Source organism: Klebsiella sp. P1954 (assembly GCF_018199955.1).
In the GTDB taxonomy this organism is placed as follows: Bacteria; Pseudomonadota; Gammaproteobacteria; order Enterobacterales; family Enterobacteriaceae; genus Klebsiella; species Klebsiella pneumoniae.
The window spans coordinates 553,755-573,997 of the sequence record NZ_CP073373.1 but is presented as its reverse complement, the minus strand read 5'-3'; the positions used below and the strand labels follow the sequence as shown (position 1 = coordinate 573,997).

General features: G+C 59.2%; 16 protein-coding genes and 3 pseudogenes. 12 read left to right on the top strand and 7 right to left on the bottom strand.

What is annotated here, in order from left to right; translation table 11 throughout:
* From paaG to KB890_RS02845, 10 genes and pseudogenes are all read left to right on the top strand, one after another.
* Nucleotides 1-789, top strand: a complete 789-nt coding sequence (gene paaG, locus KB890_RS02890; protein ID WP_094965661.1) for a 2-(1,2-epoxy-1,2-dihydrophenyl)acetyl-CoA isomerase PaaG — start codon at nt 1-3, stop codon at nt 787-789.
* The gene (locus KB890_RS02885; protein WP_020324646.1) at nt 790-2,214 is read left to right on the top strand and encodes a 3-hydroxyacyl-CoA dehydrogenase; all 1,425 of its coding nucleotides are present in this window, start codon (nt 790-792) and stop codon (nt 2,212-2,214) included.
* On the top strand, nt 2,204-2,626 hold the full coding sequence (paaI, locus tag KB890_RS02880; protein ID WP_002902876.1) for a hydroxyphenylacetyl-CoA thioesterase PaaI: 423 nt from the start codon (nt 2,204-2,206) through the stop codon (nt 2,624-2,626). Before KB890_RS02885 ends, paaI begins: the two co-directional genes overlap by 11 nt.
* Nucleotides 2,626-3,831: a 3-oxoadipyl-CoA thiolase gene (gene pcaF, locus KB890_RS02875; protein ID WP_004151578.1), complete on the top strand. Its 1,206-nt coding sequence runs from the start codon at nt 2,626-2,628 to the stop codon at nt 3,829-3,831. Before paaI ends, pcaF begins: the two co-directional genes overlap by 1 nt.
* Nucleotides 3,832-3,857: 26 nt before the next feature.
* Nucleotides 3,858-4,181, top strand: a pseudogene (locus KB890_RS02870) (phenylacetate--CoA ligase); the annotation flags it as partial.
* Between the two features lie 56 nt (nt 4,182-4,237).
* A protein-coding gene (locus KB890_RS02865; protein ID WP_095033700.1) for an IS1-like element IS1B family transposase occupies nt 4,238-4,935 on the top strand; the annotation gives its coding sequence in 2 pieces (ribosomal slippage) (nt 4,238-4,487 and nt 4,487-4,935; 699 coding nt in all).
* Nucleotides 4,936-4,946: 11 nt separating this feature from the next.
* Nucleotides 4,947-5,951 (top strand): annotated as a pseudogene (locus KB890_RS02860) (AMP-binding protein); the annotation flags it as partial.
* Nucleotides 5,952-6,070: 119 nt separating this feature from the next.
* Nucleotides 6,071-6,997 (top strand): phenylacetic acid degradation operon negative regulatory protein PaaX, encoded by a 927-nt coding sequence (paaX, locus tag KB890_RS02855; RefSeq protein WP_004194367.1) that lies wholly within the window; start codon nt 6,071-6,073, stop codon nt 6,995-6,997.
* Between the two features lie 9 nt (nt 6,998-7,006).
* The gene (paaY, locus tag KB890_RS02850; protein WP_002902883.1) at nt 7,007-7,603 is read left to right on the top strand and encodes a phenylacetic acid degradation protein PaaY; all 597 of its coding nucleotides are present in this window, start codon (nt 7,007-7,009) and stop codon (nt 7,601-7,603) included.
* 8 nt (nt 7,604-7,611) lie between these two features.
* Nucleotides 7,612-8,022, top strand: a complete 411-nt coding sequence (locus tag KB890_RS02845; protein WP_031281205.1) for a GFA family protein — start codon at nt 7,612-7,614, stop codon at nt 8,020-8,022.
* Between the two features lie 36 nt (nt 8,023-8,058).
* On the opposite strand, the gene azoR is transcribed toward KB890_RS02845, so the two are convergent.
* On the bottom strand, nt 8,059-8,664 hold the full coding sequence (azoR, locus tag KB890_RS02840) for an FMN-dependent NADH-azoreductase (protein WP_002902889.1): 606 nt from the start codon (nt 8,662-8,664) through the stop codon (nt 8,059-8,061).
* Between the two features lie 204 nt (nt 8,665-8,868).
* Here azoR and hrpA point away from each other — a divergent pair, with 204 nt between their 5' ends.
* A complete protein-coding gene (gene hrpA, locus KB890_RS02835) occupies nt 8,869-12,771 on the top strand; it encodes an ATP-dependent RNA helicase HrpA (protein ID WP_004179644.1) in 3,903 nt (1,300 codons plus the stop codon).
* Nucleotides 12,772-12,831: 60 nt separating this feature from the next.
* On the opposite strand, the gene KB890_RS02830 is transcribed toward hrpA, so the two are convergent.
* The 6 genes and pseudogenes from KB890_RS02830 to KB890_RS02805 all read right to left on the bottom strand — a co-directional run bounded on the left by KB890_RS02830 (nt 12,832) and on the right by KB890_RS02805 (nt 19,135).
* Nucleotides 12,832-13,506, bottom strand: coding sequence for an O-methyltransferase (locus KB890_RS02830; RefSeq protein ID WP_020324670.1), 675 nt, complete (start codon nt 13,504-13,506; stop codon nt 12,832-12,834).
* Complete coding sequence (locus KB890_RS02825) at nt 13,507-14,886, bottom strand: efflux transporter outer membrane subunit (protein WP_004190382.1); 1,380 nt, start codon at nt 14,884-14,886, stop codon at nt 13,507-13,509.
* Nucleotides 14,883-15,968 (bottom strand): HlyD family secretion protein, encoded by a 1,086-nt coding sequence (locus KB890_RS02820; RefSeq protein WP_020324667.1) that lies wholly within the window; start codon nt 15,966-15,968, stop codon nt 14,883-14,885. The genes KB890_RS02825 and KB890_RS02820 overlap by 4 nt, the downstream gene beginning before the upstream one ends.
* Before the next feature lie 28 nt (nt 15,969-15,996).
* Nucleotides 15,997-17,649 (bottom strand): annotated as a pseudogene (locus KB890_RS02815) (MFS transporter).
* On the bottom strand, nt 17,649-18,080 hold the full coding sequence (locus KB890_RS02810) for a MarR family winged helix-turn-helix transcriptional regulator (protein WP_020324653.1): 432 nt from the start codon (nt 18,078-18,080) through the stop codon (nt 17,649-17,651). Before KB890_RS02810 ends, KB890_RS02815 begins: the two are co-directional and overlap by 1 nt.
* Before the next feature lie 107 nt (nt 18,081-18,187).
* Nucleotides 18,188-19,135 (bottom strand): LysR family transcriptional regulator, encoded by a 948-nt coding sequence (locus tag KB890_RS02805; RefSeq protein WP_009308991.1) that lies wholly within the window; start codon nt 19,133-19,135, stop codon nt 18,188-18,190.
* Between the two features lie 100 nt (nt 19,136-19,235).
* Here KB890_RS02805 and KB890_RS02800 point away from each other — a divergent pair, with 100 nt between their 5' ends.
* Entirely contained in the window at nt 19,236-20,234 is a 999-nt protein-coding gene (locus KB890_RS02800) for an aldo/keto reductase (RefSeq protein WP_020324641.1), read from the top strand.
* The last annotated feature ends 9 nt before the right edge of the window (nt 20,235-20,243 follow it).

Sequence of the window (20,243 nt, the reverse complement as noted above, 5' to 3'; positions counted from 1 at the left end):
GTGGAAGCTTTCATTCTCAGCGCAGTGGAACAGGGCGTCATGACCATTACCCTCAATCGCCCGGACCGCCTCAACAGTTTTAACGATCTGATGCATCACCAGCTGGCGGAATGTCTGAAGCAGGCCGAGCGCGATGATGGCGTGCGCTGCCTGCTGATCACCGGCGCCGGCCGCGGTTTTTGCTCCGGCCAGGATTTGAACGACCGCAATGTCGACCCCAGCGGCCCGCCGCCGGATCTCGGCATGTCGGTAGAACGCTTTTACAACCCGTTAGTGCGCCGTCTGGCGGCGCTGCCGAAACCGGTCATCTGCGCGGTTAACGGCGTGGCCGCCGGCGCGGGCGCTACCCTGGCGCTGGGCTGCGATATCGTGCTGGCCGCGCGTTCGGCCAAATTTGTGATGGCGTTCAGCAAGCTCGGCCTGGTGCCGGACTGCGGCGGCAGCTGGTTCCTGCCGCGGGTGGCCGGCCGTGCGCGCGCGATGGGGCTGGCGCTGCTGGGCGACAGCCTCAGCGCGGAACAGGCCGCGCAGTGGGGGATTATCTGGCAACTGGTGGACGATTCAGAACTGGCGGATACCAGTCTGCAACTGGCGCGCCATCTGGCGGCGCAACCGACGTTTGGTCTTGGGCTGATTAAAAAGGCGCTGCTGGCTTCTGAAACCAACAGTCTCGATGCGCAGCTGGACCTGGAGCGCGATTATCAGCGTCTGGCCGGGCGCAGCGATGATTACCGCGAAGGGGTCAGCGCGTTTCTGGCCAAACGGCCACCACAGTTCAGCGGGAAATAGATGATGACGACATCCTTAGTCAACGTGGCGGTGATCGGCAGCGGCACCATGGGGGCCGGCATCGCCGAAGTGGCTGCCGCCGCCGGGCATCCGGTGCGTATTTTTGATATTAACCCTAAGGCTGTAGACCTGGCGATAGAGGGTATCGCCGGGCGCCTGGCGTCACGCGTTGCGCGGGGCAAACTGGCGTCAGAGCAGACCGACGCGCTGCTGGCGCGCCTGCATCCGGCCCACGATTTAGCCGCACTTGCCGATGCAGATTTAGTGATCGAAGCGGCCTCTGAACGGTTGGAAGTCAAAACGGCGCTGTTCGCGCAGCTGGCGGCGATCTGCGCGCCGTCAACGCTGTTGACCAGTAATACCTCGTCTATTTCGATTACCGCTATCGCCGCCGGGGTCAAAAACCCGGAGCGGGTGGCCGGACTGCACTTTTTTAATCCGGCGCCGGTGATGAAGCTGGTCGAGGTGGTGAGTGGTCTTGCGACCTCCACAGAAGTGGTGGAGCAGCTGTGCCAGTGCGTAAGCGGCTGGGGGAAACAGCCGGTGCGCTGCCGCTCAACGCCCGGTTTTATCGTTAACCGCGTAGCGCGTCCGTTCTACGCTGAGGCCTGGCGCGCGCTGGAAGAGCAGGTCGCCGCCCCGGAGGTTATCGATGCCGCTTTGCGTGACGGCGGCGGCTTCCCGATGGGCCCGCTGGCGTTGACGGACCTGATTGGCCAGGACGTCAACTTCGCCGTGACCTGTTCGGTGTTTAACGCCTTCTGGCAGGACCGCCGCTACCTGCCATCGCTCCTCCAGCAAGAGCTGGCGCTGGCCGGGCGGCTAGGTAAAAAGAGCGGCCACGGCGTCTATCGCTGGCCCGCTGAGACACTGCCGGACGCGGCGCTGCCGCCGGTAATGATAGGTGCTGAATCCGTTACCGTCAGAAGTGACAACGTCACTGAATTAGACGATGTCTTGCTGCTGGAGACTGAAGGCGAGACCGCCCTGGCGCTGAGTATTAAGCATCACCGCCCGGTGGTGGTGTATGACCTGTGCGCCAGCGATACGGTGGTGCTGGCCGCAGCGGCAACCAACGCGCCTGCGGCCACTGATAAGGCCGTGCATTACTTCCAGCAGCAGGGCAAGAAAGTGCTGCGTATTGCCGATTATCCCGGCCTGCTGGTGTGGCGCACGGTGGCGATGCTGATTAACGAAGCGCTGGATGCGGTACAAAAAGGCGTCGCCAGCCCGCAGGATGTCGATACCGCGATGCGCCTTGGCGTGAACTATCCGCATGGCCCGCTGGCATGGGGAGAACGCCTTGGCTGGCGGCGGGTGCTGCAACTGCTGGAGAACCTGCAACACCATTATGGCGAGGAGCGCTATCGCCCCAGTTCCCTGCTGCGCCAGAAGGCGCTGATGGAGAAGCACCATGAGCAATGATCCGTGGCGCAACGCGCGCGTGATGTACGAAAAAGATACCTGCGCCAGAAAGATGGGGATCGAACTTATCGAAATGGACGACGGTTTTGCGCAGATGAGTATGACCGTCTCGGCGGACATGCTTAACGGCCATCAAACCTGTCACGGCGGTCAGCTATTTACGCTCGCCGATACCGCTTTCGCTTATGCCTGTAACAGCCAGGGGCTGGCGGCGGTGGCCTCGGCGGCAAGCATTGATTTTCTTCGTCCGGCGTTTGCCGGCGACCGGCTGGTCGCCACCGCCAGAGTCAAACAGCAGGGCAAGCTGACAGGCGTCTACGACATCGAAATTGTTAATCAACAGCAAAAGATTGTGGCCCTGTTCCGCGGCAAATCGCACCGCATCGGCGGCACAATCACGGGAGACGTGTAATGCGCGACGCCTTTATTTGTGACGGGATCCGTACGCCGATTGGCCGCTACGGCGGCGCGCTGGCCAGTGTGCGCGCCGACGACCTGGCGGCAATCCCGCTGCGTGAGCTCCTGAGTCGTAATCCCGGGCTCGACCCGGCAGCAATTGATGATGTGATTTTCGGCTGTGCGAATCAGGCCGGGGAAGATAACCGCAACGTGGCGCACATGGCGACGTTGTTGGCCGGTTACCCGCATACCGTGCCGGGCACCACGATTAACCGCCTGTGCGGATCGGGTCTGGATGCCATCGGCTTTGCCGCCAGGGCGATCAAAGCCGGCGATGCCGATCTGCTGATTGCCGGCGGCGTGGAATCGATGTCGCGTGCGCCTTTCGTGATGGGAAAAGCCAGCGCGCCGTACCAGCGTCAGGCGGAACTCTTTGATACCACGATTGGCTGGCGTTTTGTGAACCCGCTCATGGCGCAACACTTCGGAACTGACAGCATGCCGGAAACGGCCGAGAATGTAGCTGAATTGTTAAATATCAGCCGGGCCGATCAGGACGCTTTCGCCTGGCGCAGCCAGCAGCGCACGGCGCAGGCCCAGCGCGACGGCATTCTGGCGCAGGAGATTGTGCCGGTGCAGATTGTCGGCCGGAAAGGGGCGGTTAGCGACGTGCGCGAGGACGAGCATCCGCGCCCGGAAACCACGCTTGAGCAGCTGGCGAAACTGAAAGCGCCGTTCCGCCAGGGCGGCGTCATTACTGCGGGCAATGCTTCCGGCGTCAACGATGGCGCCGCGGCGCTGATCATCGCCAGCGAACAGCAGGCCGCTATCCAGGGGCTCACGCCGCGGGCGCGTATCGTGGCGATGGCGACGGCGGGTGTCGAACCGCGCCTGATGGGACTGGGGCCGGTACCGGCGGTGCGTAAAGTGCTGGAGCGGGCGGGACTCAATATTAACGATATGGATCTGATTGAGCTGAATGAGGCCTTCGCCGCCCAGGCGCTGGGGGTGCTCAGACAGCTCGGCGTGCCGGACGATGCGGCGCACGTAAATCCCAACGGCGGCGCCATCGCGTTAGGCCATCCGCTGGGCATGAGCGGCGCGCGGTTAGCGCTGAGCGCCAGCCTTGAGCTGCAACGCCGGGGCGGGCGCTATGCGCTGTGTACGATGTGTATTGGCGTGGGTCAGGGCATTGCCATGATCCTCGAGCGAGTGTGAGCTAATTTACCTGCGAGTACCCTACAATGATAACTACTACAAAATTAGATCCGATTGAAACCGCATCGCGTGACGAACTGCAGGCCCTGCAAACCCAGCGCCTGAAATGGACGCTGAAGCATGCGTACGAAAATGTGCCGATGTATCGCCGCAAATTCGACGCCGCCGGCGTGCACCCTGACGACTTTCGGGAATTAGACGATCTGCAAAAATTCCCCTGCACCACCAAACAGGATCTGCGCGACAACTATCCCTTCGATACCTTCGCGGTGCCGATGGAGCAGGTGGTGCGCATTCACGCCTCTTCCGGCACCACCGGCAAACCGACGGTGGTGGGGTATACGCAAAACGGGTGATGCTGCCAACTTACTGATTTAGTGTATGATGGTGTTTTTGAGGTGCTCCAGTGGCTTCTGTTTCTATCAGCTGTCCCTCCTGTTCAGCTACTGACGGGGTGGTGCGTAACGGCAAAAGCACCGCCGGACATCAGCGCTATCTCTGCTCTCACTGCCGTAAAACATGGCAACTGCAGTTCACTTACACCGCTTCTCAACCCGGTACGCACCAGAAAATCATTGATATGGCCATGAATGGCGTTGGATGCCGGGCAACCGCCCGCATTATGGGCGTTGGCCTCAACACGATTTTCCGCCATTTAAAAAACTCAGGCCGCAGTCGGTAACCTCGCGCATACAGCCGGGCAGTGACGTCATCGTCTGCGCGGAAATGGACGAACAGTGGGGATACGTCGGGGCTAAATCGCGCCAGCGCTGGCTGTTTTACGCGTATGACAGGCTCCGGAAGACGGTTGTTGCGCACGTATTCGGTGAACGCACTATGGCGACGCTGGGGCGTCTTATGAGCCTGCTGTCACCCTTTGACGTGGTGATATGGATGACGGATGGCTGGCCGCTGTATGAATCCCGCCTGAAGGGAAAGCTGCACGTAATCAGCAAGCGATATACGCAGCGAATTGAGCGGCATAACCTGAATCTGAGGCAGCACCTGGCACGGCTGGGACGGAAGTCGCTGTCGTTCTCAAAATCGGTGGAGCTGCATGACAAAGTCATCGGGCATTATCTGAACATAAAACACTATCAATAAGTTGGAGTCATTACCCGCAAAACGATATTGATAACTGGGCCAATATTGTCGCCCGTTCGCTGCGCGCGGCCGGTGGTTCAGCAAAAGATAAAATTCACGTCGCCTACGGCTATGGCCTGTTTACCGGCGGCCTTGGCGCGCACTACGGCGCGGAACGTTTGGGCGCGACGGTGATCCCGATGTCCGGCGGACAGACCGAAAAACAGGCGCAGCTGATCCGCGATTTCCAGCCGGATATGATCATGGTGACGCCGTCCTACTGTCTGAATCTGATTGAAGAGCTGGAGCGCCAGATGGGCGGCGATGCCCGCGGCTGTTCATTGCGGGTCGGCGTCTTTGGCGCTGAGCCGTGGACGCTGGCGATGCGCGCGGAAATCGAGCGCCGGCTGGGGATCACCGCCCTGGATATTTACGGTTTGTCGGAAGTCATGGGACCGGGCGTAGCGATGGAGTGTCTGGAAACCGTTGACGGCCCGACTATCTGGGAAGACCACTTCTTCCCGGAAATCGTCAACCCGGACGACGGTACGCCGCTGGAAGATGGCGAGCATGGTGAGCTGCTGTTTACCACTCTGACCAAAGAAGCGCTGCCGGTGATCCGCTATCGTACCCGCGATCTGACGCGCCTGCTGCCGGGAACCGCGCGGACCATGCGCCGCATGGATCGCATCAGCGGACGCAGCGACGATATGCTGATTATCCGCGGGGTTAACGTCTTCCCCTCGCAGCTGGAAGAGGAGATCCTCAAGTTTGAACATCTGGCGCCGCACTACCAGTTAGAGGTCAATCGCCGCGGTCATCTGGATTCGCTGGCGGTGCGCGTTGAGCTGAAAGAGAGCGGTCTGGCGCTGAGTCATGAACAACGCTGCCAGATTTGCCATCAGTTGCGTCACCGCATTAAGTCGATGGTCGGGATCTCCACCGATATTACTATCGTCAACTGCGGCAGCATTCCGCGCTCGGAAGGGAAAGCCTGTCGGGTATTCGACCTGCGAAAAGCGGTGGTTAGCGGTTAATCCTCTCTCCGGCTGCGTGGCTGCGCGGCAGGCACCCGGCTGAAGCGTTTGCGCCGTCAGCCGGGGAGTTTCCTGTGCTATGATTCATAAAGGAAAAATATAACAACAGAATGAATCAGATGAGTAAACTCGACGCCTTTATTCAACAAGCGGTGACGGCGATGCCGATCAGCGGCACGTCATTAATTGCCTCGCTGTATGGCGACGCTTTATTACAACGCGGTGGGGAAGTGTGGCTGGGCAGCGTCGCGGCGCTGCTGGAAGGATTAGGCTTCGGCGAGCGCTTCGTACGCACCGCGCTGTTTCGCCTCAATAAAGAAGAGTGGCTTGATGTTGTCCGCATCGGCCGGCGCAGCTTCTATCGCCTGAGTGATAAAGGGTTGCGCCTGACCCGGCGCGCGGAGCATAAAATTTATCGCGCCAGTGCCCCGGAATGGGACGGTACCTGGCTGCTGCTGCTTTCGGAAGGCCTGGAGAAAAATGTGCTCGCCGACGTTAAAAAGCAGCTGCTGTGGCAGGGGTTTGGCGCGCTGGCGCCGAGCCTGCTGGCCTCGCCGTCGCAAAAGCTGGCCGATGTCCAGTCTCTGCTCCACGAAGCGGGCGTCGCTGAAAATGTCATCTGTTTTGAAGCCCATTCGCCGCTGGCGCTCTCCAGAGCGGCCCTGCGCAGCCGGGTGGAGGAGTGCTGGCATCTCACCGAACAAAATGAGATGTACGAGGCGTTTATCGCCTTGTTCCGACCTCTACTGCCGCTGCTGCGCGATTGCGACCCGTCAGAGTTGACGCCGGATCGCTGTTTCCAGATCCAACTGCTCCTTATCCATTTCTATCGCCGGGTGGTGCTCAAAGACCCGCTGCTGCCGGAAGAGCTCCTGCCGGCGCATTGGGCAGGGCAAACCGCCCGCCAGCTGTGTATCAATATTTATCAACGCGTGAGTCCCGGCGCGCTGGCGTTCGTCAGCGAGAAAGGTGAGAGCTCGGTGGGCGAGCTCCCGGTGCCGGGTCCGCTCTATTATCAGCGCTTTGGCGGTTTGCCGGGCGCATAAGGAGGTTGCATGCCGATATATCAGATTGATGGACTGACGCCGGTGGTGCCGGAGGAGAGTTACGTTCACCCGACCGCGGTGTTGATTGGCGACGTGATCCTCGGCAAAGGGGTCTATGTTGGGCCCAACGCCAGCCTGCGCGGCGACTTCGGGCGCATCGTGGTCAAAGACGGCGCCAATATTCAGGATAACTGCGTGATGCATGGCTTCCCCGGCCAGGATACGGTGGTGGAAGAGGAGGGCCATATCGGCCACGGCGCTATTCTGCACGGCTGCGTGATTGGCCGCAACGCGCTGGTGGGCATGAGCGCGGTGATTATCGATGGGGCGGTCATTGGCGAAAACAGCATTGTCGGCGCTTCGGCCTTTGTCAAAGCCAACGCCGAGATGCCCGCCAACCATCTGATTATCGGCAGCCCGGCAAAAGCGATTCGCACCCTGAGCGAACAGGAGCTGGCGTGGAAAAAACAAGGTACCCGTGAATACCAGGCGCTGGTGGAACGCTGTAAGCAGACGCTGCACCAGGTGGAGCCATTACGGGAAGTCGAAGCAGGGCGTAAGCGGCTGGCGTTTGATGAAAACCTGCGGCCAAAAGCCGCAACCTGAGGGGTAAAATTATGGCAGAGAAATTATCCGCTCACTGTCACTGCGGTGCGGTGGCGTTTACCGTGGAGCTCAGCGACGGCTTCAACACCGTTCGGCGCTGTAACTGCTCATATTGTCGCATGCGTGGGGCGGTCGCGGTCTCTTCGCCGCGTTCAGGAATAGAGGTGGTACGCGGAGGGGATAAGCTCACAGAGTATCGCTTTAATACAGGGGAAGCCGTGCACTTTTTCTGCTCGGTATGCGGGATCTACACCTTTCATCAACGGCGATCAAACCCACAGCAGTATGGGGTGAATGTGGCCTGCATTGACGGCGTTTCGCCTTTCGATTTCCCTTGCGTGGAGGTCAACGACGGCGTGAATCATCCAAAGAATGGCGGCGGAGGCGTGGTGGGGTATTTACGCTACGAGAAAAAGTAAAACTCTCCTCCCGCAGGAAGCGAGAGGAGTGAAATATTAGGCTGCAACCACGCTGTCGATGGCCGCTTTCGCGTCAGACTGCGCTTTGGCCGCGACTTCCGGGCCGTAAGCGATACCTTCGGCGAACACAAAGTTCACGTCGGTGATGCCGATGAAGCCGAGGAAGGTGGACAGGTACGGGGTGACCAGGTCGGTCGGAGTATCTTTATGGATACCGCCGCGGCTGGTAACGACGACCGCGCGTTTACCGGTTACCAGACCTTCCGGCCCTTTCTCGGTGTAGCGGAAGGTGACGCCGGCGCGAGCCACCAGGTCGAAATAGTTTTTCAACTGCGTCGGGATGTTGAAGTTGTACATCGGCGCAGCGATAACAATCACATCGTTGCCTTTCAGTTCGGCGATCAGCTCGTCGGAAAGGGCCAGCGCTTCCTGCTGACGCGGAGTCAGCGGCGCGTCGCTCGGACGCAGGGCGCCAACCAGTTCGCCATCCAGAACCGGGATCGGATTGGCGGCCAGGTCACGCACGGTGATCTCATCGCCAGGGTGTTTTTCCTGCCATTGTTCAACAAAATAGTCGGAAAGCTGACCAGATTGTGAGTACCCTGCCAGAATACTGGATTTCAGAACTAATACTTTGCTCATGGGTGTTTCCTTTTTTTAATGTGATTGACGGGTCAATGCCCTGGTGCTTGTTGACACTGTATTCACAATCGCGCCACAGAGATAGCGCAATATATCGAATCCTATGTTCAGATTTTTTGAACAAGGCACGAATGACACAGATGTGGTACTCTAAGGCAATACTTCAAAAGAGATTTTCCCGGCAGAGCTCTGCCCGATAACGCTATGACAGAACAACAAAAAATCACCTTCCCCCAGCTTTATCAACAGCTCGACGGCCTGATGCTGCGCGACAAAACGCGCTTTGCCCGCCGTCTGCACGGCGTGAAGAAGGTTAAAAATCCTGAATCGCAACAGGCCATTCTGCAGGAGATGGCGCTGGAGATAAGCCAGGCAGCCGGTAAAGTCCTGCTGCGCGAAGCGGCGCGTCCGGCCATCACCTATCCGGAAAACCTGCCGGTTAGCCAGAAAAAACAAGAGATTCTCGAGGCGGTGCGCGACCACCAGGTGGTGATCGTCGCCGGGGAGACCGGTTCGGGTAAAACCACCCAGCTGCCCAAAATCTGCATGGAGCTGGGCCGCGGGCTGAAAGGACTCATCGGCCATACCCAGCCGCGTCGCCTGGCAGCGCGGACCGTCGCCAATCGTATTGCCGAAGAGCTGCAGAGCGAGCCGGGCGGCTGCATCGGCTATAAAGTCCGCTTCAGCGACCACGTCAGCGAAAACACCATGGTTAAGCTAATGACCGACGGTATCCTGCTGGCGGAGATCCAGCAGGATCGTCTGTTGATGCAGTACGACACCATCATTATCGATGAGGCGCACGAGCGCAGTCTGAATATTGACTTTCTGCTCGGCTATCTGAAAGAGCTCCTGCCGCGCCGCCCGGACCTGAAAATCATCATTACCTCGGCGACCATCGACCCGGAACGTTTCTCAAAGCATTTCAATAATGCGCCGATTATCGAAGTCTCCGGGCGGACTTACCCGGTGGAAGTGCGCTATCGGCCGATAGTGGAAGAGGCGGACGATACCGAGCGCGATCAGTTACAGGCGATCTTTGATGCGCTTGACGAACTGGGGCGCGAAGGGCCCGGCGATATTCTGATCTTTATGAGCGGTGAGCGGGAAATTCGCGATACCGCCGATGCGCTGAATAAGCTGGATCTGCGCCATACCGAAGTGCTGCCGCTGTACGCCCGCCTGTCCAACAGCGAGCAGAACCGCGTCTTCCAGCCGCACAGCGGACGACGCATCGTGCTGGCGACCAACGTGGCGGAAACCTCGCTCACCGTGCCGGGCATTAAATACGTTATCGATCCCGGTACTGCGCGTATCAGCCGTTACAGCTACCGCACCAAGGTGCAGCGCCTGCCGATCGAGCCGGTTTCCCAGGCGTCCGCCAACCAGCGTAAGGGCCGCTGCGGCCGCGTTTCGGAAGGGATCTGTATTCGTCTTTATTCAGAAGACGATTTCCTGTCGCGCCCGGAATTTACCGACCCGGAGATTCTGCGCACCAACCTGGCGTCGGTCATCCTGCAGATGACCGCCCTGGGCTTAGGCGATATCGCCGCCTTCCCGTTTGTCGAAGCGCCGGATAAGCGCAATATTCAGGACGGCGTACGCCTGCTGGAAGAGCTGGGCGCCATCACCACCGATGCGCAGGCCACCGCCTATAAACTAACCCCGCTGGGCCGCCAGCTCAGCCAGCTACCGGTGGATCCGCGTCTGGCGCGGATGGTGCTGGAGGCGCAGAAGCACGGCTGCGTGCGGGAAGCGATGATCATCACCTCCGCGCTGTCGATCCAGGACCCGCGCGAGCGGCCGATGGACAAACAGCAGGCCTCTGACGAAAAACATCGCCGCTTCCACGATAAAGAGTCCGATTTCCTCGCCTTCGTCAATCTGTGGAACTACCTCGGCGAGCAGCAAAAGGCGCTGTCGTCGAATCAGTTCCGCCGCCAGTGCCGGGTCGATTTTCTTAACTATCTGCGCGTGCGCGAGTGGCAGGACATCTACACCCAGCTGCGCCAGGTGGTGAAAGAGCTTGGCCTGCCGATCAACAGTGAGCCGGCGGAATATCGCGAGATCCATACTGCGTTGCTGACCGGTCTGCTGTCGCACATCGGCATGAAGGATGCCGATAAACAGGAGTATACCGGCGCCCGTAACGCCCGCTTCTCCATTTTCCCGGGTTCCGGCCTGTTTAAAAAGCCGCCAAAGTGGACGATGGTGGCCGAGCTGGTGGAGACCAGCCGCCTGTGGGGGCGTATTGCCGCCCGCATTGAGCCGGAGTGGGTGGAGCCGGTAGCGCAGCACCTGATCAAGCGCTCATACAGTGAGCCGCACTGGGAGCGGGCGCAGGGCGCGGTGATGGCGACGGAAAAGGTCACCGTTTACGGCCTGCCGATCGTCGCCGCGCGTAAGGTCAACTACAGCCAGATCGACCCGGCGCTGTGCCGCGAACTGTTTATCCGCCATGCGCTGGTGGAGGGCGACTGGCAGACGCGTCACGCCTTCTTCCGCGAAAACCTGAAGCTGCGCGCGGAAATCGAAGAGCTGGAGCATAAGTCGCGCCGTCGCGACATCCTGGTTGATGACGAGACGCTGTTCGAGTTTTACGACCAGCGCATTAGCCACGATGTCATCTCCGCTCGCCACTTTGATAAGTGGTGGAAGCAGGCCAGCCGCGAAACGCCAGACTTGCTCAATTTTGAAAAGAGCATGCTGATTAAAGAGGGGGCGGAGCAGGTCAGTAAACTGGACTACCCGAATTTCTGGCATCAGGGCAACCTCAAGCTGCGTCTTAGCTATCAGTTTGAACCGGGCGCTGACGCCGATGGCGTGACGGTGCATATTCCGCTGCCGCTGCTCAACCAGGTAGAGGAAACCGGGTTTGAATGGCAGATCCCTGGCCTGCGTCGCGAGCTCATTATCGCGCTGATAAAATCGCTGCCGAAGCCGGTACGGCGCAATTTCGTCCCGGCTCCCAACTATGCGGAAGCGTTTCTTGGCCGGGCGGCGCCGCTCGAGCTGCCGCTGCTCGATTCGCTGGAGCGCGAGCTGCGTAAGATGACCGGCGTGACCATCGACCGCGAAGCCTGGCAGTGGGATCAGGTGCCCGATCACCTGAAAATCACCTTCCGGGTGGTGGATGATAAAAACAAGAAGCTGCAGGAAGGGCGCTCGCTGCAGGCGTTGAAAGACGCCCTGAAGGGCAAAGTGCAGGAGACGCTGTCGGCGGTCGCTGATGACGGTATTGAGCAGAGCGGGCTGCATATCTGGAGCTTTGGCACCCTGGCGGAAAGTTACGAACAGAAGCGCGGTAACTATAAGGTGAAAGCCTGGCCGGCGCTGGTGGACGAGCGCGACAGCGTGGCCATCAAGCTGTTTGATAATCCACAGGAACAGCAGCAGGCCATGTGGCGCGGTCTGCGTCGCCTGCTGCTGCTCAACATCCCGTCGCCGATTAAGTATCTGCACGAGAAACTACCGAATAAAGCCAAGCTTGGGCTCTACTTTAACCCGTACGGCAAAGTGCTGGATCTGATTGACGATTGCATCTCCTGCGGCGTTGATAAGCTTATTGACGAGGCGGGCGGTCCGGTGTGGACGGAAGAGGGCTTTAGTCAGCTGCACGATAAAGTGCGAGCCGAGCTCAACGACACGGTGGTGGAGATCGCTAAACAGGTCGAGCAGATCCTCACCGCGGTGTTCAATATCAACAAACGGCTGAAAGGCCGGGTGGATATGACCATGGCGCTGGGGCTGTCGGATATCAAAGCGCAGATGGCGGGTCTGGTGTATCGCGGCTTTGTTACCGGCAACGGTTTCCGCCGTCTTGGCGATACGCTGCGCTATCTGCAGGCGATTGAAAAGCGTCTGGAGAAGATGGCTATCGATCCGCACCGCGATCGGGCGCAGATGCTTAAGGTGGAGAGCGTGCAGCAGGCGTGGCAGCAGTGGCTGAATAAGCTACCGCCGAACCGCCGTGAGGACGACGATGTCCGGGAGATCCGCTGGATGATCGAGGAGCTGCGGGTCAGCTTCTTCGCCCAGCAGCTGGGCACCCCGTATCCTATCTCGGACAAGCGAGTGTTGCAGGCGATGGAGCAAATTATCCCATAGCCTGGCTGGTTGTCCCCGGTGGCGCTGCGCTTACCGGGGCTACTGGTCAGGCGTCCACGCTTAAGCGTTTACCCACGCCAGAGTAAAGCCGTCCCAGCCTTTAGTGCCCACGGTTTGCAGCGCCGTTGCCGTCAACCGCGGCTCGGCGCCCATCATCTCAATGAACTGACGCACACCCTGAACGCGCTCGTCGGCGCTCTGTGGGTTGACCACTTCGCCGTCGCGTACCACGTTATCGCCAATAATTAAGGTTCCTGGGCGGGAATAACGTAGCGCCCAGCGCAGATAATGGGGGTTATTCGGCTTATCGGCATCGATGAAGATCAGGTCGAAAGCGGGACATTCGCCAAGCGCCTCCAGGGACTGTAGCGCGGGTCCCTCCCGTAGCGTGACCCGCTGGTCAACGCCCGCCAGCTGCAGATTCTCCCGCGCCACCTGGGCATGATGCGCGTCGGCCTCCAGGGTGAGGAGTTGGCCGTCGGCAGGAAGCTCGCGCGCCATCCAGATGGTGCTATAGCCGCCGAGGGTGCCGATCTCCAGTATCCGCTTAGCCTGGGTTAGCCGTACCAGCAGGGCGAGAAACTGACCCTGATTGGCGGCGACATCGTGTGCCGGGAGCCCGGCACGATGGTTGTTTTCCAGTACCCGATCGAGCACAGGATCGCCGGGAATTAAGGCCTTAATCAAATAATTGTCTACTGCCGACCACTGTTGTTGCATATGACGCTTCCCCATTTAGCTCCCTGATGAGTCAGACCAGCCGCCTCCCAGCGCCCGGTACAGATCGATCTGCGCCAGCAGCAGGTTGTTCTTCACCTGCACCACGCTAAGCTGGGTGGAGAACAGCGTTCGCTGGGCATCAAGCACATCCAGATAAGAAGAGTAGCCGTTACGGTAGCGGTTTTGTGCAATACGTAAGGTTTCCTGGGCAACGGTCTCTTGTTCCTGAAGCTCGGTTAACTGTTCGCCATAGCGACTGATGGCGTCCAGGCTGTCATTGACCTCTTTGAACGCGCTGCGCACCGTTTTCTCATAGCTATAGAGCGCCTGGTTGCGCTGGGCCATGGAGACGTCCACCTGGGCATTTAACGCCTGGCGGTTTAGCAGCGGCGCCAGAATACTGCCGCCAAGACTCCACAGCCGCAGCGGGTTGTCCAGCAGATCCGGCAGCGTCCGGTCCTGCAGGCTGCCGGTAGCGGTCAGGTTAATAGAGGGCAGCAGCTGCGCCTGCGACGAGGCCAGCGTGGCGTCGGCAGCCACCAGCTGGCGCTCGGCCTGAGCGATGTCCGGACGGCGGTTGAGCAAGGTGGACGGCAGCTGCGACGGCAGACGCAGCGGGGTAAGCTGGGCGAATTCGCCGCGTTTTACCGCGCCAGGGTTATCGCCGAGCAGCACGCTGAGCGCATTTTCCTGCTGCGCAATCTGGTGCTGTAGCGGCGGGATCTGCGCCCGCGTTGACCGCAGCTCCGAATCCGCCTGCATCAGCTCAAGGCGTGAAGTATACCCGGTTTCAAACTGACGTTTGGCCAGGCGCCACGCGTCTTCCCTTGATGTTAGCGTCTGCTGGGTCACCCGCAGCTGCTCATCCAGCGACAGCAGCGTGACGTAGCCAACGGCCACCGAGCTGGCGACGCTCAAATTGGCGGCGGCGGCGGCGGCTTTCTGCGCCTCAAGGCTGGCCCCGGCGGCGTTGGCCGCGCTGCGGTTCGCTCCCCAGATATCGACATCATAGCTGGCGGTCAGGCCGCCCTTATACAGTGTGCTGTGGATCGGCAGGCCGGTGGCGGCGGACTGCGTCCGGGCGCGGGTGCCGGTGAGGCTGGCGTCCAGTGACGGAAACAGGCTGCTGTCGGCGGCGTAAGCGCGCGCCTGATACTCATTCACCCGCTCGCGGGCGATCAGCACATCGCTGTTATAGCGCAGCGCCTGGTCGACATACTGATTGAGGGTACTGTCATGAAAATTGCGCCACCATACACCCTCCACCGGGCTGGCCGGGCCAACGTCGGCCCGCCAGGCGGCAGGAATGGTCAGGGTCGGCTGCGCGCGTTGCACATCGGCGGATTGACAGCCGACCAGCGCCAGAACGATAGCAAGGGCGACCGGGCGGATCATGGTTGTTTCTCCGCACGGGTATCAATAGTCACCTGCACCGACATCCCCGGCCGCAGGCGTTCGCTGTTGTTTTGCCCGTCGTTGACCGTAATACGCACCGGGATGCGCTGGGCGATCTTGACGAAATTGCCGGTGGCGTTGTCCGGAGAGATGGCGCTGAACTCCACCCCGGTCGCCGGGGAGATACTCTGCACCTTGCCGTGGAAGGTCTCGCCGTTGAGCGCGTCTACGGTGAAGGTGACCGGCTGGCCAACGCGTACTTCGGCCAACTGGGTCTCTTTGAGGTTGGCAATCACCCAGTGCTGCGGCGGAACCAGCGAGGTCAGATGGGTTCCGGCGCTGACATAGGCGCCAAGACGCACCGAGATCTGCCCCAGCTGGCCGCCGGTGGGGGCGATAATCTGGGTATTCTGCAGGTCGATCTGCGCCAGCTCAAGCGCCGCTTTGGCGCTGGCCACGTCGGCCTCCAGCGAATCGCGATTGACGATGGTCGATTCACGGTCCTGGCGCGACATCTCCAGCGCCGCTTTCGCCTGCTCAATATCCGCCGCCCCTTGCGCCGCGCTGGCCCGCGCCGAATCACGTTCGCGGATCGACAGCGAACCGTCGGCGGTTAACTGCTGGATGCGTTTTAAATCGGTCTGGATTTTCAGATTCTGCGCGCGGGCGTTTTGCAGCACGGCTTCATTCTTGGCGATCGTCGCCTCGGCGCTTTTGCGCTGTTGCAGGTTATTGCGCAGCGCGGCCTCTTTCATCGCCAGGGTAGCCTGGGCCTGATGCACCCGCTGTTTATAGATGCGATCGTCTATCTGGAACAGCACCTCGCCCGGCTGGACAATCGCGAAATCTTTGACGTTGACGGCGGTGATATAGCCGTTGACCTGCGGGCTAATAAAGGTGGTCTGCCCGCGCACATAGGCGTTGTCGGTAAACTGGCTATGGCGAGTGAACGGCGGCAGTTGCCAGGCGTAGAGGATCACCAGCACGCCGACGAGGCCTATCGCCGCGGCGGTAAAAATGGAAACCACGCGAATATTATTCCGGGTGTTGGCCTGTTGTTTGGCCGCATCCTGCTGACTCATAACGACTCCAGAGATGAAATGATGATAATTATTTGCTGCCGGTAGCGCGTTGCAACGCGATACGGGCAGTCAGTCGTAAGCGAATTAAGCGCCAGAAAACCCACACTAGTGTCCCGGCGGAGATCGCCGCCGTCAGCAGATAGGTATCATTCCAGGCGAGAATATTGGCCTGCAGCGTCGCGGCGTTTTGCAGCAGGGTGGTGGCCTGAACGTTGAGTAGCGTACTGTCGCCAATCTGGCTCTGATACATCTGGCTGTACTGCTGCAGCCGCTCGACGATCAGCGGGTTCAGGGTGGTTATCTGGTCCGCCAGCTGGCTGGAGTGGAATTTCTCACGCCAGGTCTGGAAGGTGCCGAGGATCGCCGAGCCGAGCAGCCCGCCAATGTTCTGGCTCATACCGAACAGCACCGAGAAGCTGACCAGGTTGCGCGGGTCGGCAAACACGCCCCCAATCCCGGCGAGCATCGCCGGGGCCAGAAAGAAGGCGCTGCCGAAGCCGAGTAAAAACTGGCTGAACATTAATTGTTCCGGACGGGTGAGGGCGTTGGACTGGCTGTCGAGCAGCGAGGCTATCATGATCAGCGCCAGCGCGGTGGCGGTCGGCCAGTAGAGCTTCTGCGGGTTGAGCGTCAGACAGCTGGCAATGATCCCGCACAGAATACCGGCGAAAATCGACCACGCGAGGTTAGTCATCTGTTCGTTTTGCAGGCCAACGCACTGCAGCCAGCCGATGACCCCGGTGTTCTGCTCCGCCAGCACGATGCGGATCAACAGCATAATCAGGCCCAGACGCACGATGCTGCCGCTGGAGAGCCATTTGGTATTGAGCAGGGGGTTGCTGCGGTTATGCTCGAAGGTAATCGCAGCGACGATCAGTATTACCGCCGCCGCCAGCGCCCAGCCGATCCACGGCGCTTCAAACCACCACTCGAGCCGCCCCAGCGACAGCACGGCGCACACCAGCGCCATGCCGGGCGCCAGCAGAAAGAAGGTAATGAAATCCTTTTTTTCGAACACTTTTTTACGATCGCTTGGCGGCAGTTTTAGCGCGATGACGCAGGCCAGCGACACCAGCGCCAGGCCCAGCTCAAAGAAGTAGAGACCGCGCCATTCATCGGTCTGCAGCAGTTCGGTGGAAAAGAGGCGCGCCAGGGGAATGGCTAGCGACGAGCCGGTGATGCCGATAGTTAGCCCTTTCAGGCGATGGCGCGCAGGCCAGGCCTGTACCTGGTAGTAAATCCCCAGCGAGCTGAGCGCCGCGGCCACCATGCCGTGGGCGGCGCGAACCATCATCGCTGAGCTGAGATCGTTGACGAAGAGGTGGAAAAAGGTGACCAGCACATAGAGCACCAGAAAGCCTTCGGTGAAAGCGCGCAGGCCAAACTGCTGGCGGAATTTCACCAGCAGCAGGTTGATGGAGACGTTGGTCATCACGTATACCGCCGGCAGCCAGGCGATTTCTGTCGACCAGGCGGCGAAGGTACCCTGCAGCAGCTGCAGGTTGGCGGTGACCACTGCGTTGCCCAGCGCGCCGGTGAGACATACCAGCAGACCGACCACGCCGTAGGCAAGGCGTTTCGCCGGACTGTGCAGCGGCGTCGACGGCGAACCGAGCAGAGCCGGTTTTTCATGCGGCGCCCAGTCATGCGGGGCGTAGGGGTTATCCTGGCGACGGGGCATTATTTCTTCTCCACTTCGCGCAACAGCTTTTCCAGCACCCGCTGGGTTTGCTCCTGCTCCTGTGGGGTAATCGCCGTCAGGATCTCTTCGCGCAGATCGTCAGCCACCGTTTTGACCTGTGCATAGAGGGCCTTCCCTTTGTCGGTGACCACCAGCAGTCGCTTACGTTTGTCGCTGGCGGTGGTGATGCGCTCCACCAGTCCGAGGGCGACCAGACGATGGATCAACGGCACAATGGTCGGGCTCTCCACCCCCAGCTCCTGCGCCAGTTCGCTTTGCGACAGCGGCTGCTGGTGGCGGGCGATGGACGCTACCGCCACCCAGCTGGCCTGGCTGAGACCGAGATTTTTCAGCCGACGATTGACCGCCAGCCGCCAGTGGTGCGCGGTGAGGTATAAAAGATGGGAGAAGGTAAGCTGTCGATTGTCCATAGGTCGTCTGTCAATATCGTTAGAGCTCTAACGATTTTATGCCGGATAACCGCCGGAGTTCAAGATGAAAGATAGAAATTGGTTAACGGTATGTACGTTAATTGTAGTTAATCTTCCGGCCGCGATCCGTGTCGTGCGGTCTGCTGACCAAGGATATTTTTATTCTGCGCCATCACCCAGGCGATAAAGGCCCGCAGGGGGGCGGGAATATGTTTCCGGCTTGGGTAGTAGACGCAAAAATGGTCGGCAGGATAGCGGTAGTCGGGTAACAAATGGACCAGGCTGCCCGCGCTCAGCTGCTGCGTCACCAGCGACTGATAGACAAAGGCGATGCCTAATCCGCTCTCCGCGGCCTGGATCATTGCGCTATCGGCATCGACGACCAGATCGCCTTTAACCGCTACCTCGCTAAGCTCGCCGCTGGGGCCAATAAACTCCCAGCGGTACTTCTCACCACCAGGAAAACAGCGGTTAATGCAGCGGAAATTAACTAATGACTGCGGGGTGTCGGGCTCTCCGGCTTCGCGTATATAGTCCGGGCTGGCCACCGGGATCAGCGATAGTTTCTCGCCAAAGGGGATGGCAATCATCTCTTTGGGCACATCCTGCGAATAGCGAATGCCGGCGTCAAAACCGGACTCGATAATATTGACTTTCCGATCGGTGGCATACAGTTCGAGCGTCACATTGGGACAGGCGTTTTTAAAGGCGATAAAATAGTCTTGAAAAAACAGGTCAATAACAATGCGCGGTAAATTAACTTTCACCACGCCTTCCGGAGTCAGACGGTGATAATTCAGACTGTCCACCACCCGGCGATAATCATTGACCACCGGCGTTATATTATTAAGAAATTCCTCACCCACTGCGGTTAATGACAAACTGCGTGTTGAGCGATTTAGCAGGCGCACGCCTAACTTTTCTTCCAGATGATTAATAGCGACGGTAAGGGCCGGTGGGGAAAGGTTTAACGCTTTAGCGGCCTGACGAAAACTGCCATGTTTCACTATGAGTATTAATATTTCTATTTGTTGCAGATCGGGCAAGGTTTTCATTGTTAATTTCCAGCTAACACCGCGTTCGGAATAGATTAATTGTTATCAATATGAAAGGGAAGTATATATTTAATGCCATTCAGCAATTAAGGAAAATAAGATGAAAATACGTTATCTTGGAAAAGAGAAGTTTCAGGTTTCCGCATTAGGTCTCGGATGTATGGGGATGAGTTTTGCCTATGGCGGCGCTGAAACGTCGCAGGCGATAAATACGATCCATGCCGCCATGGACATGGGCGTGACCTTCCTGGATACCGCCGAAGTATATGGTCCTTTCGATAATGAAGTTCTGGTCGGAAAAGCGATTAAAGGTTTTCGCGATAAGGTGCAGATTGCCACCAAATTTGGATTTCGTATTTTGCCGACCGGCCAGGGTCTGGAGCGGATGGCCGGCGTTGACAGCCGTCCGGCACATATTCGCGAATCAGTGGAAGGGTCGCTGAAGCGACTGAATGTCGAGACCATCGATCTGCTCTATCAGCACCGCGTCGATCCCGCGGTACCGGTGGAAGAGGTGGTGGGCACTATGGCCGATCTGGTTAAAGAGGGTAAAATTCGCCATATCGGTCTGTCGGAAGTATCTGCTCAGACGCTGCGCCGGGCCTGCAAGGTACATCCGATCGCTGCCGTGCAGACGGAATATTCGCTATGGAGCCGCGAGCCGGAGGCCGGTATTCTCCACACCTGCCGCGAGCTGGGGGTCGGCTTTGTGCCATACAGCCCGCTTGGCCGCGGCTTCCTGACGGGGACAATTACCGATCCCGGCGTTTTGGCAGCGGATGATTTCCGCCGCCATCTGCCGCGCTTCCAGGCCGAAACCATGCGCAAAAACCAGCTGCTGCTTGAGCGCCTGCAGCAGGTGGCCACCCGCTATGACGCGACCCTTGCGCAGATTGCCCTTGCCTGGGTGATGAGCAAAGGCGAGGATATCGTGCCTATCCCGGGGGCGAGGAAAATTGCTCACCTGCGCGACAATGCCGGCGCCGCGAATATTACCCTCGCGGCGGAGGACATCCTCACCATCGAACATATTTTCACTGCCGACAACATCACTGGCTTACGCTATACCCAGGGCGACTTTGATTTAATCGAAAAATAATCCCCTACG